The organism is Acidiferrobacter sp. SPIII_3, assembly GCF_003184265.1.
GTDB lineage: Bacteria > Pseudomonadota > Gammaproteobacteria > Acidiferrobacterales > Acidiferrobacteraceae > Acidiferrobacter.
Genome location: NZ_CP027663.1, coordinates 997,516 through 1,012,636, shown reverse-complemented (window position 1 = coordinate 1,012,636; position 15,121 = coordinate 997,516). Strand labels below are relative to the sequence as shown.

Sequence of the window (15,121 nt, the reverse complement as noted above, 5' to 3'; positions counted from 1 at the left end):
GCATCAGCTCCCTCATCGCCCCGCCGCCTTCCAGACTCAAGGGTTGACCCAAAGCCGGACCGGACATGCCGTACCCACCCGCAATAGCCCAGCCTTGCTATAACCGTGAGCCACACCTTTTGCCCTGCCCTGCCCTGACCGTTATGCCCGCCTTGTGAATTGCTGAATGGCCTCTCATCAAGAACTTGGGGGGCGATGACGCGGCCCTGGACCGAAAGAGGCGTGTCCTTGACACTTGCGACGGTATTCGCCATTCTCGGACCATTCTGAACGGACACGCATGCTCGCCTACCCGCACATCAACCCCGTCGGATTTCACATAGGCCCGATCCCCATCCACTGGTACGGCCTGCTCGAAATCATAAGCTTCGTCATCGGCACCCTGTGGCTGATCCGGCGGGGGCGTCGCCGCGAATGGCAATGGACGCGCGAACAGGTCCTCGACCTCGAATATTATCTGTCGGTGGGGGCGATCGCCGGTGGCCGCCTGGGTTACGTCCTATGGTATGACCTCCCCTACTATCTCGGCCATCCCCTGCAGATCCTCGAGGTCTGGGACGGGGGCATGTCCTTCCACGGCGGGCTTATAGGCGTCATCCTCGGGTGCTGGGTCTATGGGCGCAAATACCGGCGGTCGACGATGACCGTGCTCGACTTCGTGGCACCGGCGGCGCCCATAGGCCTCGGTCTCGGACGGCTCGCCAACTTCATCAACGATCAGCTGTTCGGGCGCGTAAGCCACCTCCCGTGGGCGATCGTGTTCCCGGCCGGCGGTCCGCAGCCGCGCCAACCCTCGCAGATCTATGAATTTCTCCTGGAGGGGGTCGTACTCCTGACGATCCTCGCGGTCTACGGCCGCAAACGCCGGCCCGTGGGCGCGGTCGGAAGCCTGTTCGTCCTGTTCTACGGGATCTTTCGCTTCCTCGTCGAATACACGCGCCAACCCGACATCCAGCTCGGTTTCGTGCTCGGCCGGCTCGACATGGGCCAGATCCTGTCGATCCCGATGATCCCGATCGGCGTCGCGCTCCTATACTGGTCGTACCGTGGCGGCTTCGAGGCGCCACCGCGCGACCCCTCCGGGGATACGGCATGACAGTACGGTCCGAGGATATCCGCACGCGCGCCCATGTCTCCTGGGGGGCGGAAAGCACGACCACGCGCCGGTTCACGCGCATCGTGATCACGCTGACCGTCCTCTATGGGCTGTGGGCCGCGGCCTTGAGCTTCCGGATCGTGGTCGAACAGCAGGCCGTGCGCCAACACCTGGATGTGGCGCTCGCCGCGCGTCCGCCTGGACCCTTCACCTCCGCGCGCGAGGCGCGCAAGGAGGCGCGTGGCTTTGTCGCACGCCTCGACCACGCCTTCCCGCGCAATCCCTGCGCCCGCGGGCCGGCCTTCGTCTTCGCCCGACCCCCGGCGATTCCGCGCCGGGATTGTCTGGTGGTCATCGTGCCAGGCCGGCATCGCCTCCATGTCCGCGCCTACGACACCCAGGGGCATCGCATGGATAATGTCTTCGAGCGCCTGAATCCACCCCCGCGCCGACTGTGAGCGACGACCTTGCGACGCCCGCTCAAGGATGGGAATATTCAGCCGCCCACCGCGGGCAACCGCGATTCCCACCAGGACCGCCTCGCATCGGGGAACCTTTGTGTCCGGTCGGCCTCTCATCGTATTCTGGACACCATGGCGATATGGCCCCATTCCCACAAGGCCCGAGGCGCACCGCAACGAGCAATGCGCCCGGACCTCGGATAAAACCCGCGAACCGCGAAACCCGTGTCGACACCTGAACCCACGCCCTCCCCATCACGGCCCCGCCCAAGGTGGCGGTTTTGGGTGCTGCTCGCGCTCGCGGTGGGCAGCTTCAACACGCTGCTTGGAGTCGGCGCCTGGACATGGTGGACCTGGGATCACCTGCCCGCGGTACGCGCCCTCGAGGACTGGCATCCCGAACAGCCGTTGCGCATCTACGCCGCCAACGGCCGGCTGCTGCAGGCCATGGGCCCCCAGATCCGCTTTGCGCTGCCCCTGGCCAAGATTCCCAAAGACCTCCAGGAGGCGTTCATTGCCGCCGAAAACGGCCGGTTCTACAGCCACGACCCCCTGTATTATCCGGTGAGCTATCCGGGGATACTGCGCGCCGCATTCGTGGACATCATCCACCTGGCACCCGTGCAGGGCGCGAGCACGATCACCGAGCAGGTCGCGCGCAACTTCTACCTCTCACCGAAAAAGACCATCGCGCGCAAGGTCGCCGAGATCCTGCTCGCCTACAAGCTCGCCGATCACCTCACGCGCGCGCAGATCCTCGATCTCTACCTGAACAAGATCTATCTCGGCCAGGGCGCCTATGGCGTCGAGGCCGCGGCGCGCACCTATTATGGCAAGGACGTCTCGCAGCTCACGCTCGCGCAGATGGCGACTCTGGCCGGATTGCCGGCGGCCCCTTCCTACTTCAATCCGGTAAAGAACCCGCAGCTTGCCCGCGAGCGCCGTGACTATGTCTTGCATCGCATGTTCGCCGATCATGACATCACGCACCACGCCATGGTGCTTGCCGAGGCGCAACCGATCCGCGCGCGTTATCATGCGCCCGCGAACAATATCGCGCCTTATGCGACCGAATGGATCCGCAAATGGCTCGTGAAGCGCTTCGGGGCAAGCTTCACCTATCGCCGCGGCCTGCGCGTCTATACGACGATCTCGCCCCGGGATCAGCGCGCCGCCGATCACAGTCTGGCGGTGGGGCTCGAGAACTACGCCATGGGGCTAGACAGCCTCGACCCCAAGATCTGGCGGGGGCCCATCGCGCGCCTGAAGGGCGCAGCCCTGAAGGCGGCGCTTGCCGGCCGTCGGCCGTCCGTGCTCCCCGACCGGGACCCGGCCAATCTGCGCTGGGGAGTGGTCGTGCAAAGCGGCCCGGGGGAGGCGCGCGTACGTCTCGAGGGGCATCGCAGCATCATCCTGAACCGCACCGGTATCGCCTGGGTCCGGGTGCCGCCGCAAGGCCTGCAGGTGAGCACCGTAAACCAGATCCTAAAGCCCGGCGACCTCATATGGCTGCGCCACTACGTGGCTGCAACCAATGCCGGGGCCGGCAACCGTGCCTGGGGCGCGACCGCGGTGTGGCAGCACGTCGCCAATGCCGGCTGGCAGCTGGCCGCGGTACCCAAGGTCCAGGGCGCGCTCGTCTCCCTCGATGCCCATACCGGCGCGATCCTGGCCTTAAACGGCGGCTTTAGCTACAAGCTCAGTCATTTCGATCGCGCATTGTACGCCTACCGCCAGCCGGGATCGGGCTTCAAGCCCTTCGTCTACGCCGCGGCCATGGACGCCCCGGCCTTGAAGGCCGCCGGCCATCGCCACTATCTGACACCGGTATCGCTCATCAAGGATACGCCGCTTAGCGTGCCGCTTCCCGATGGCCGCGATTACCGGCCGACCAATTACAGCAACACCTTCTCGCGTACGCCGATCGCGGTCTGGCAGGACCTGGCCGACTCCCATAACGTCCCGAGCGTGCGCCTGCTGCTCCATATCGGCATCCCGTACGCCGCCGCCTATGTCCATCGCTTCGGCTTTCCGGTTCAGCAGATCCCGAAGGTCCCGTCCATGGTGCTTGGCTCCGGCGACTATACCCCCATGCAGATCGTCCGCGGCTACGCCACCTTTGCAAGCGGCGGCTACCGGCCTCGTCCCTACCTCGTCTCGCGTATCCAGACCGCAAGCGGTGGGCATATCTCCCTGCGTGACTGCGCGCTCGGTTACAAACCCGAGACACCGTCGACACCCGCCATTCCGTCCGGCGTCGCGTTCCTCATGACACGCATGATGGAGCGTGTCATCCACCAGGGCACGGGGGTGGCCGCCCAGATCCTCCACCGCCGGGCACTGGCCGGCAAGACCGGCACCACCAACGGCGAGACCAACGCCTGGTTCACAGGCTACAGCCCGCGCGTGGTGACCACCGTGTGGGTGGGCTATGACGACAATCATAGCCTCGGGCGCTGGGCGGCCGGCGCCCGCGAGGCGCTGCCCATCTGGATCCACTTCATGAAGGCGGCACTCCAGGATGAACGGGGCCTGCGCTTCACAAAGCCCGCAACCGTCGTGCGCCGGCGCTACAATCCCAAGACCGGACTATTGGCCGACTCCGGACCCCACAAGGCCTATTTTCTCAAGGGCTATCTACCCCGCCATGGCGGCTCGGGCCTTGGGACCATCAAGCACTTCTTTCATAAGCTCGCAAACTTCCTATAGGGCGGCGGATTCGCGTATTCCCGCAGCAGATGCTCACTGGCCGGGATATTTTTTCTCCATTCGCTCGCGCCGCGCGCGATCGACCTGGTGGCCGGCCTCGTCGAGGTTTTCGATATGCCATTCTGGAAACGCCGCGAGATCCTCGGCAAGCTCGGTGATGACATCACGCAGCTCCAAGGGCTCGAGAAAGGACGTCGGGATGGCCTCGGCCCCCCATAGCGCGCCGAGGATGTTGCCGGTGATCGAGCCGGTCGAATCGGAGTCGCCGCCATGGTTGACCGCACGAATCACGCCGTCGCGGAAATCCCGCGCGGTGAGGGCACAATAGACCCCGACCGCCAGGGCCTCCTCGGCGATCCACCCCTCACCGATATGCAAGATTGCGGCAACGGGATCGTCGGGGCGATGCTGCGCCCACCTCTCGGCCCGCCGCAGCGCGTCCAAAGTCTCCTGACCGTGTCTCTCGGCGGCCAGACACTCATGGACTACGGCCAGCGCCTCCCCCGCATCGCGCCCCTGCACGATCTCGGCCACCAGGACCGCCAGGGCCCCGGCGGCGATTGCGCCGGTCGGATGGCCATGAGTGAGCGCCGCCAGGGCCTTGCCCAGCATCATGGTCTCGCGTGGCGCACGGCCCATCCGGCCTTGCACGAGACCCACCGGGGCGATGCGCATGACGCCGCCGCACCCCTTGCTATCATTCAGGGCGGGCTGCCCCAGGGTGGTCATGGCCCGTAGCGCCGACAGGCAGGTCTCCCCAGGACCGCGACGATGATGGAGATCCTCATGGGACAGCAGCCATCCTCCTGTATCCCGATTCCCGCCGGCCTTGAGCCCATCGGCGGACTCGTGATCACCACTGAACCGCGGCGGCCACCCGGTCTGGGTGCTCAACCAGCGGTCATAGGCCGCCGCCACCAGACCCTCGACGGTCCCACGATGACCCAGGACCCGACGCACGCCGTCACGGATCAGGCCTTCGGCGGTAAAGAGCGTCATCTGCGTATCGTCGGTGATCGCCCCCAACCGCCCATAGGCCGGGGCGTAAGCGGTGATCCCGGCGGGTCCGAAATGCGCGACGATCTCTGAATATTGCAGAAACTCCACCGGCGCGCCCAGGGCATCCCCCACCGCCCCACCCAAAAGGCAGCCCACGAAGCGCGACCGCATGAGCCGCGTCCGGGCCCCCTTCCGTGCACGCGCCGCGCACGAACGCGTTGCCGGCCTGCGCGCCCCGCCGGCACTCGCTGGCCGTTTTCCGAGCCCCCTTGCCGGTGCGTCGGCGGCATGTGACATGCCGGCCTGCGCCGAGTCTGGAAGGGGCCTACCGCACGATCGCCCTGTCTTCTTCTCGTCCTTAGGCATCCCTACCTCACGTCGGCCCATCGCGCTCCGTTGTGCCCATCCTCGCGACGGGACCCACCCCGGGACGGGATTTATCCCCCGACCCCGGCGCCGTGGCCGGATCGCACCCTTAACCTGCCGGGCTCACCGAGATGATACGGCCGACCCATTCCTCGCCCTCATCATCGATGATCATGAAAGACTGGCCCGCCACCAGGGTCTTGTCGAACACGTTCGTGTCATACGAAAGGGCCGGCTCATCCGGGCACCCGCTCCGCCACTTACAGAAATCGAAGCGCGCCGTCACGATCCTTGACCAGAACGCAAGGATACTTCTGCGGGCCTTCGTCTTGCAGTCCGCCACTGTATATAGCCCATCCACTCCCCCGGTATCAGGCGGCACCCATCATTGACCGCCCCCGAAAGACGCTCCTCTCGCTCGGCTCCACGACCCACTCCGCCATCACGCACAGGACCGCCACGATCACCCCCTTGTTGCCACGTAGCCCAGTCTGCTCTGCCTCCCGTCGTTCCCAGACCCCGCCCAGCGCAAAGAGGCGCCGTGGGGCGGGCGCCTCGGCCCGCCATGCCCGCACCCGAAGGCGCCCCTTCCGGCCCGGCACCCTTCGGACCCACGGCCTGCGGTTTCGATCCCACAAGCGCGGATCAGGGCACAATGCCGCTATGGCATGGCCGCCGTGAACCCCATGCCGCGCCCGTCGGCACGGCCGCGGCCGCGCCATGCGGCATGGATGGCCTTGACAAGGCCGGCGGCGGCCCAGGTCTCCTCCAGGCGCAACCCTTGCAGAACCGCGGCCACGTCGCCCACCGTCAGGCCCTCGCATTGGTCGAGGAGGCGGGTCTCGGGCAAAGACAGGCCGGCGGCCTTCCCCTGATCGGCCAGGATACGGGTCACGAGCGCCAGCCGCTGATCCCGAACAAGAGGGCGGAAGGTGACGATGCGATCGAAACGACGAAAGGCCGCCTCGTCGAGATCCTCGCGGGCATTGGTCGCGGCGACAAAGATTCCCTCGAAACGCTCCATCTGGGTCAGCATCTCATTGACCTGCGTCACCTCCCAGTGATGCCGCGCCCCCACGCGGCTTTGTAGAAAGGAGTCGCATTCGTCTAGCAACAGCACCGAGGACTGCGCGCGGGCCCGGGCGAACATTTCGGCCATATGCCGTTCGGACATGCCCAGATAAGGATCCAGCAGATCCGAGGCGCGATACGCAAGCAACGGCCGCCCCAAGACCTCCGCCAGGTGTCGCGCCCAGGCACTCTTTCCCGTACCGGGCGCCCCCACGCACAAGATCCGCGCACACCCCAAGCGGCCGATACCGTCAGCCAAGGCCATCAGATCGCAGTCGGCGTTCACGAACGCCTCGTCATAGCCGAGTATCGCCGCCTCCCGTGCCGGCAGCGCCGCCTGACCGAGCGCCGCCAAAAGCCCGTTCAATGCCTGCGCGTAATACGTGGCGCGGGCCTCGCCATCCCCAATGGCGGCCAATGCCGTGGTGCGCGCGGCCTGCGCCAACAGACCCGGGACCAACCCCTCGTGGCGGGCGATACGCCCGGTCAGCGGGTGGTCGCCCAGACCCAGGGGCGCCAGATATTCGGCGGCAAGCCGCGCGCGCACCGCCATCGGGGGTGGCGGGATCTCACAGGCGAGACTGAAGCGGCGCAGTAGCGCCGGATCGATGTCATCGATCTTGTTGCCGATCCAGACCACCGGGCTCGCCACCTGCTCCAGGAGGTCGATCGAGAAGCCCTTGCCCACACCGACACGATCGGTGATCCCCGGGAACGCGTATTCCTCCCGAAAATAGTCCTCGACCTCATCGAACAACACGATCGCCTGCCGGCCGTGAGCGGCGAGATGCGTCACCAGGCGCAACGCCCGGGCCCGCCCCTGCGGCGCCAAGACATCGCCATCGGCATCGCTGACCGCGACCTCGAGAAGGCGCATACCGAGATCCACCGCGAGCGCTCGCGCCAAGGTGGTCTTACCGGTACCCGGGGGGCCATAAAACAGCACATTGACGCCGCGCTGCCCGGCAGCGGCACGCTTAAGGAGCGGTTTTGCCAACGCGATCACATGCGCGAGATGATCGAAGTCGGCCAGCGGGCGCGCGGGCTCTCCGCCGGTCTTCAGGTAGGAAGCGAGCAGCGTCGCCGCCGAGAGGTCCGGTTCAAGCAGGTGCGCCAGGAGATCCGGTGCGGTCTCCAGCCAATCATCGAGGTTGCTCCCGTAACCCTGGGTTTCCACGGTGACCAGACCGACCGCGGCGAGCACGGATCCGCGCGCCAGCACCGCCGTCGCCTCCTGTGACGTTATCCCGACGCACACGGCGGTCAGCGCGGTCGCCTCGGCGCGGCTACGTACCTTGCCCATGTGCTGAAGGCCCTGCCGAAAAAGCCCGGCGGCCTTGGCGAGCGCGGCAAAAAGCAGGACCTCCTGCTCGACGGCGCTCAAATGAATCTCGACGCTCAAGGTCCGCACGCCCGGCAGGCCATCGAGCTCCGCCGCCTCGATGGCCCGCAACGCGGTCCTCATGGCCGCCAGGATAGTCCGCCGCGAGGCATTGCGCGCAAGCGCCTCCAGGCCCAGCAAGCGCCGCATCTGAAACGCCTCGGTATCCTCGAACCCCTCGCCCGCATCGCCCAGGTGCAACGGCCTCCAGCTCTCGGTCTCCAGGAGCCCCCGCAAGAGCCACAGGCGTATGCGCGCCTCCAAGGCCGGCCAGCGGCCATAACCGGCATTACGCCGCGCCAGGCGGGCAACGATCTTTCCCATGGTACCCTCACCGCTCCCGGAAACAAAAAAGACTCATGAGACGATAGATGAGGCCCCGTCCCCCGCCACCTCGTGTCGCATCGCATCCGGCCTCGATCGCGCATCGCGGCAACCCCGCACTCGCGTCGTCATATCCCGAGTCCCGGCCGCGCACGGGCCCAGGCGCCGGCTCACGGGACCTGTCGTCCGCAAGCCCCACCGACGGGTCATCCCATCCCGCCCTAGGCCCTATCCGTCGTACCCGGGCGAGTCCAGGAGGCGCACGCCGTGACATGCCCGGCAGGTGATTTCACCGCGGCACGGATTGCGACCAAACCATCGCACACCCGGCCCCACCCCGCCCCGGGATTGCCGGCGGCATGGGCCGCGCAATGGTCGATCAAGCCGCATACCATGCCCGTACTCGCCATGACCGCCCCGGAACTCATCCCCTCGCCGCCACAAAACCATCGTTGGCATAGCCGCTATTTCACCACATTATATCCTACGATTATTTGATAATGCTCAGTATTACATACGAAACCTATAATATTCGTGACATGATTCTGTCCGCCGGCCGCACTCCCTGATAGGCGCCAGGCATACCCCCTCTTTCTGATACGAACCTGCCCCCAAGTCGCCAGCGCGCATTGTCGGGCACCCGCGACCGGGCCACACCGCTTCCGAGCACCCGGACCCCAGCCCTCCCGACCTGCCGATCATCCGTGACCATCGGGGGCCGGTTGGCAACGCGATCCCTTAGCTGTATCGGCATACAGCCCGGCGTCGTAGTATAGCCTGCGGCCTCCCTTCCATCGTCGCCTTTCGGATACAAAATACGGGCAAAATCCCTGGCAATCGGGCGTTGGCCGTTCTTGGAAGCGGCGTCCCGCACAAAGGCCTCACCGCCTTCCCGAACCGTCGTACCGCCGTCGTTCGTCTTCGCCCTCCGACGCCGCCATCGGATCTTGGCGCGCCAGGCGTCTCCGGGGACGACACCCCTGCGCTCCCGACACCTCCGAGAGCCCGTGAAGCTCGGGGTCTTTCTTGATCTCTGTCAGCGGTGCGGAACTCTTCGCATCGTTGATCTTGATGCCGTTTTGCGAAGACTCTCAGCGGCGCCAATCCCGTATCCGATTCCACCCTCATGGAAGACGCGGCCGCCCCTATCTGTCGAGGCGAAGCAGGCATGCGGTATCTCCGGTCACGCGACCTCAAGCGCCGGGGACCCGGTAGCGGGCCGCCAGGGCCTGAGCCGCTTCCGCCATGGTCTTACGAAGGCGCGCCGGTTTTTTTGACCCCGGCCTTGTCCCCGAACCCCAGGATCCACCAGCGCCACTGCCCGGTGTAGGGGAACGTGGCGCGAAGACACATCCACCCATCACGTGCGGGCGTCAGGGGGTGGTCGGAGGCCAAAGGGATGTCCGCAAGATAGCGGGCGGCGTCGGCCTCGATGAGCAACTCGATCCGGATGGCCTCGCCGCCCCCAAAGCCCATGCCCTCGGAGGCGATGTAGGCATCGAGATCGGATCCTGCTGGCCGCACGGCCGGCACGTCCAGAGCCTCGACCGCCTTCATACGGTGCCGCACCAAAAGGTAGGGGTCGCTATAGCGGAAAAGATCCATACGAGGTAGCGCACTGCGCCGCGCCGCACGGACCCCAGAGGGTGCGCGCCATCGTGGTCGGCCGGCTCTCGTCGCCAGGCTTCGGGTAACGGATCGTCACCTGGCGGTCTTCGAGCAGTGCCTCGTCAAGGGTTCGAACCGTTCGCCAAGTCCCGCGCATACTCGACCAAGGGATCAAACCGCAGGCCCCAGAGCTTCTGGGCGCAGACCTTGACCGCGGTCTCCCACGGCGCGCCCGTGATGGCCGCCGGTCCATAGGTCATGATCGCGACCGGCAGGTCGGGCGACAGGGAAAAGAGCTTCTCAGCCGTGTAATAGATCTTCTTGCGGCCGCAATCCCCATCGCCGACCGCCACCACGCTATCGGCCGCCAGCGCCATACCGCACTTGTTCATCACCGCCACTTCGCATGTCATGCACATCCCCGAGACGCCATGCCGGATGGGCCGGTGCGCGGGATCCGCCGCGCGCGTGACCGCCAACACCAGGCTAGCAAGGACCTGCGACAGGCCGCGTCACACAAAGACCGGCACCGGCCATGCCTGATCGCCGCTGCGTGCGGGCGCGACACCGCCTTGTGTAGAATGACCGTCTTTTGGAGTACCCCATGGCAACCCTGCGCCCATCGTTGGAAGGCCAGCACGCGGTACGGCCCGGTGAACAGCGGGAATTCGACGTCCTGCGTCAACTGGAAGCCGAATTGCCGGCCGATTTCACCATCTTTCACGGCGTCATGTGGTCATCGGTCCATGACGGTGTCCAATGGTTCGGTGAGTGCGATGCCATAGTGCTCGCGCCCAACGGGAGTCTCGTGATCCTCGAGGTCAAGGCCGGGGCTGTGGAATGGACGAGCGAGGGTCTGCGCAAGCGCTACGGCGATCGCACGAAAGACATAGGCCGGCAGGCGCGCGTGCAGTACGCGGCGTTGCGTCAGCGCCTCCAAAGTAGCGACCTCCACGTCCACGTGGCCCACATCCTGGTGCTGGCCGATCAGGTCGTGGGGACGGGCAGCATCGGCTACCCCAGGGAACGCATCGTCGACGCCGACGAGATGCCAGACCTCGCCCGCCGGGTCCAAGACGCGATCCCCGCGGCCGCCACGCACGCCCCCACGAACAAGCGAATGTCGCGGTTTCTGGATGACGTCTTCGATCTCGGGATTGATGCCGGCCGGCGCATCGAGTGGCTCAAGGACACGGTAACGCGCCTGTCCGATGGCCTCGCGACCTGGGTGCCGCGCATCACATCCCCAAGCGGGGTGTTCCGGATCGAGGCCACCGCCGGGTCCGGCAAGACGCAGCTTGCGTTACGCCTTCTCCAGGAGGCTGTAAGTCACGGCCACAAGGCGCAATACGTCTGCTACCATCGTCCTCTCGCCGACCGTATGCGCGAGATCGGCCCGGGCGAATGCGGCTATGCGACTTTCCATGAGCTCGCGCTCGCCAGCCTGCGTGGCCGCGAAGGCCGCATCGACTTCGCGGACTCAGACCTCTTTGCGCGCGCCGCCGCCCTGTACAGCGGATCGCCAGGCGATACCGCCTGGTCGCTTCTCGTCATAGACGAGGCGCAGGACTTCGATGCCGAATGGATCGCGAGCCTGCGGCGACAGATGGCCTCTGGGGGACGGGCCTATATCTTGGGTGATGCCGATCAACAGATGCGTCCCGCGACCGCCGGCGCATGGGCGGACGCGGTCACGCTGCGCTGCATGGACAATTTTCGCAATCCCCGGCGGATCGTGCAGTGCATCAATGCCCTGGGTCTCGCCTCCTCGCCCCTCACGGCCCGCGGTCCGGTCGACGGCGATCTGCCAGGGTTTCATATATGGGCGGCGGACGATGCCGGCGGCCTGCGCGCGACCGAGGACTTGATCGCAGGCCTCATCGCCGAAGGCCTGGCGCCGGACCATATGGTCGTTCTGAGCGGCAAAGGGCGGCGCGCCTCGGCCGTCGTCCAGAAAAGCACGCTCGCGGATATCACCCTCAGGCGCTTTACGGGGTCTTTCGACCCATCCGGCCGCGCGATCTGGACCGAGGGTGCGCTCGTTGCCGACACCATTGCACGTTTCAAGGGACAATCGGCCCCGGTCGTAATCCTCGCGGAACTCGATTTTCCCGTACTCGATGCCCCTACCCGCCGGCTGCTCTTCACCGGAATGACGCGCGCCCAATGGCGCCTCGAATGTGTCATGAGCGCGCGCACGGAGGAGCTCCTGATGGAGGCCCTGGCGTAATACGCTCATCGCCATGATGGGTCCGGGAGCCGTCTCCCGCGGCGCGTACCGGACAGCACAGCGCCATGCGCCGTCACCGAGTCGCGGTTACTGTACCTGAGCTGCGGTCAGGAGCAAGGCGGCCTGCCGCAGGTCCTCGAGCCGGAATGGCTTTACGATGCGCCCATTGAAGCCATAGGCGGCAAAATCCGCGATGATCGGATCGTTGGCATAGCCGCTCGCCACGATGACGCGCGCGTTCGGGTCGATGGCCCGCAATTCAAGCAGAGCCTCCTTGCCGCCCATGCCCCCGCGGACCGTGAGATCCAGGATGACCCCGTCATAGGGGCGCCCATCCCTGAACGCCTGGCGATAGGCCGCGACCGCCGTTTGGCCATTTTCAGCGCAGTCGACCTCGTAACCTAGGCGCGCAAGAACTGCCTGCGTGAGGCCCCGTATGGAGGCCTCATCGTCCATGACGAGCAGGCGGCCGGTCCCGGCAGCCACAGGCGGGGTGGACGTATCCGCCTTCACCGGCAGCGCCCGCGACGCGGGCAAATAAACGAGAAAGGTGGCACCCCCACCCGGCGGCGATTGGACGGTCAGATGGCCGCCATGCTTTTGGATCACGCGGTAGGATGTGGTGAGACCAAGCCCGCTGCCCTTAGCCTTGGTCGTATAGAAGGGATCGAATATCTTCGGAAGATGCTCTTCGGGAATACCCGGCCCTTCATCGGTCAGGGCGATGCGTACATAGTCGGTGTCGCGCCGCGGCACTGCGGGATCGAGGTTGGGCATGGTGAGATTCTCGCAGACGACGGTGAGTCGCCCCCCTTCCGGCATTGCTTGCTGGGCGTTGATGACGAGGTTCGAGATCACCTGACGCATCTGCCCCTCATCGGCCTCGACGCACCAGAGACCCTCAGGAATGATGCAGACCGGGCGCACATTGGATCCGCGCAAAGGAAATTGTACCCACCCTTCCAGGGCTCGACCGAGATCAAGGAGGGTCTTTACGGGGCTTCCGCCGCGCGCGAAAGTCAAAAGCTGCTGAGTCAATTGCTGGGAGGCGAAACACGCCTGCTCGGCATCGCTCAGGAGCTTCAAGGGTTCATCATGCCCGGGGATGGCGAGTTTCGCGAGATAGAGGTTGCTCAGGATGGCGGTCAGCAGATTGTTGAAGTCGTGCGCGAAGCCGCCTGCAAGAACCCCCAGGGATTCGAGCTTGCTGGCTTTCGCCATGTCGGCCTCCATGCGCTGACGCTCGGTGATGTCGACCGCTGATCCGATCATGCCAAGAAACATATTTTCTGGGGAAAAGTGCGGATGTCCCATGAGCTAGACAGTGCTAAGGCGCTGTAAGAAAATAAAGGTCTCAACTACCCTTTATGTGCGGCTTGATGGTGTAGTTCCATTCGCCATGGAACGTGTTGCGCTCCAAATTGACGCGCCCCATCTGCGCCTGGGTGATTTCGCGTCCGATGGGGTATTTGCGGCGGTCCAATCGGCAAGTGACCTGCAATCCTTTGGCCGTGGTGGTTTTGGCGACGAGATTGACGATCGTTTCGTAGTCCCGTAAGGGTTCTCCGCGCCAGTTCGACGAGATAAAGGAAAACAACCGATGCTCGATCTTGTTCCATTTGCTCGTGCCGGGAGGGAAGTGGCACACGGCCACGGAGAGCCCGGTCTGATCGGCGATCGACGAGATAAAGGAAAACAACCGATGCTCGATCTTGTTCCATTTGCTCGTGCCGGGAGGGAAGTGGCACACGGCCACGGAGAGCCCGGTCTGATCGGCGAATTTCTGCAATTCCAGTTTCCACAGCCGTAGCCGCCATCCGTTGCTTCCGCCGCCATCGGCCGTGATCAGGATTGTCTTCGCCCCCGCATACAGGCGCCGGCCCTCCTGGCGCCACCACCCGCGGATGGAGGCGACGGCAAATTCCCCGGTGTCATGATCGGTCCCCACGTTGACAAAACCGGCATTGCGGCCGATGTCGTAAATACCATAAGGATAGGCGCGGGGTACTTCGGGACCGGGGAAGTCGTGACCTTGCACGGGTTTTGGCCGTTTCGCCGGGAGCCATTGTTGGCCCGGGTTATCATAGTTTCCTATGAGCTCCTTTTTCTTGGTGTCCACTGAGATCACGGGCGTGCCCTGTCTCAGGCATTTCTTGACGGCGGCATTGATGTAGCGAAACTGGGCATCGCGATCCGGATGATCGGCACCCTCCTCGGTCTTGCGATTGCTCTGCAGGCTGTAGTGGAGGTCGTGCAGGATCTGTGCGACCGTCATGTGGCTGATCGGGTGATCTTGCTGGCTCAGTTCTTGGGCAATCGCCCGCGTGCTCTTACAGATCCATCGCAGGGCCGACTCGGGGTCCCCGCGCGTTTGCGCATCGATCAGCCCTTCGAGGCGGGGCACGAGACCGGGATCGATTTGTGTGAGGGACTTGCGGCCCGCCCCTGGTCGTCGGACGCGGCCCACCAGCGGCTGATCCCCTCCCTGGATTTCGCGGATACCCTTGGCGATCGCTTTCCGTGACAGGCCGCAGGCGTGGTGCACGAGAGAGACGCCCCCATACCCCAGGCTCAGCGCTTCATTGGCCGCTACAAGGCGGCGTGTGCGCTCGTCCAAATGCGACCACACAGACCGAAACTTCCGCTTCAATTCCGGCACCGTACTCATGCTTGCGCAGGATACCGCAATGGCCCCGAGAATGATACCTTTATTTACTTACACTGCCTAAGTTCTCGCTGTGATTTTAGCTTTTCCTTTGGCGACCCTGAGATTGGATAATTCCGTCGCCAAATCAATCCAGCGGTCCGCCAGTAGCTTCATCTTCTCGTAATTCTTGATCTGCTTTCGCACTTCAGGCAAATCTTCTTTTTTGGCT

Annotated in this window: 10 protein-coding genes; 4 read left to right on the top strand and 6 right to left on the bottom strand. The window is 64.9% G+C overall.

The window, feature by feature from the left end; genetic code table 11:
- Nucleotides 1-280: 280 nt before the first annotated feature.
- From lgt to C4901_RS05285, 3 genes are all read left to right on the top strand, one after another.
- Nucleotides 281-1,096, top strand: coding sequence for a prolipoprotein diacylglyceryl transferase (lgt, locus tag C4901_RS05295; RefSeq protein ID WP_110136451.1), 816 nt, complete (start codon nucleotides 281-283; stop codon nucleotides 1,094-1,096).
- Nucleotides 1,093-1,554: a hypothetical protein gene (locus C4901_RS05290; protein WP_110136450.1), complete on the top strand. Its 462-nt coding sequence runs from the start codon at nucleotides 1,093-1,095 to the stop codon at nucleotides 1,552-1,554. The genes lgt and C4901_RS05290 overlap by 4 nt, the downstream gene beginning before the upstream one ends.
- Before the next feature lie 288 nt (nucleotides 1,555-1,842).
- A complete protein-coding gene (locus C4901_RS05285; RefSeq protein WP_205736203.1) occupies nucleotides 1,843-4,266 on the top strand; it encodes a penicillin-binding protein 1A in 2,424 nt (807 codons plus the stop codon).
- A 33-nt stretch (nucleotides 4,267-4,299) separates the two neighbouring features.
- Here the strand turns inward: C4901_RS05285 and C4901_RS05280 are convergent, their stop codons facing one another.
- From C4901_RS05280 to C4901_RS05255, 4 genes are all read right to left on the bottom strand, one after another.
- Entirely contained in the window at nucleotides 4,300-5,436 is a 1,137-nt protein-coding gene (locus C4901_RS05280) for an ADP-ribosylglycohydrolase family protein (protein WP_110136448.1), read from the bottom strand.
- 856 nt (nucleotides 5,437-6,292) lie between these two features.
- Complete coding sequence (locus C4901_RS05265; RefSeq protein WP_110136445.1) at nucleotides 6,293-8,407, bottom strand: AAA family ATPase; 2,115 nt, start codon at nucleotides 8,405-8,407, stop codon at nucleotides 6,293-6,295.
- A 1,251-nt stretch (nucleotides 8,408-9,658) separates the two neighbouring features.
- Nucleotides 9,659-9,964 carry a WYL domain-containing protein gene (locus tag C4901_RS05260; protein WP_168185560.1) on the bottom strand — a complete coding sequence of 102 codons (306 nt, stop codon included), beginning with the start codon at nucleotides 9,962-9,964 and terminating at the stop codon, nucleotides 9,659-9,661.
- 173 nt (nucleotides 9,965-10,137) lie between these two features.
- Nucleotides 10,138-10,428 (bottom strand): hypothetical protein, encoded by a 291-nt coding sequence (locus C4901_RS05255; protein WP_145960627.1) that lies wholly within the window; start codon nucleotides 10,426-10,428, stop codon nucleotides 10,138-10,140.
- Nucleotides 10,429-10,619: 191 nt separating this feature from the next.
- Between C4901_RS05255 and C4901_RS05250 the strand changes: the two genes are divergently transcribed.
- The gene (locus tag C4901_RS05250; protein WP_110136442.1) at nucleotides 10,620-12,245 is read left to right on the top strand and encodes an ATP-binding domain-containing protein; all 1,626 of its coding nucleotides are present in this window, start codon (nucleotides 10,620-10,622) and stop codon (nucleotides 12,243-12,245) included.
- 87 nt (nucleotides 12,246-12,332) lie between these two features.
- Here C4901_RS05250 and C4901_RS05245 read toward each other — a convergent pair whose 3' ends face one another.
- Nucleotides 12,333-13,517, bottom strand: coding sequence for an ATP-binding protein (locus tag C4901_RS05245; RefSeq protein WP_168185559.1), 1,185 nt, complete (start codon nucleotides 13,515-13,517; stop codon nucleotides 12,333-12,335).
- A gap of 82 nt (nucleotides 13,518-13,599) precedes the next feature.
- Nucleotides 13,600-14,913, bottom strand: coding sequence for an ISAzo13 family transposase (locus C4901_RS05240; RefSeq protein WP_110136440.1), 1,314 nt, complete (start codon nucleotides 14,911-14,913; stop codon nucleotides 13,600-13,602).
- Nucleotides 14,914-15,121: the final 208 nt, after the last annotated feature.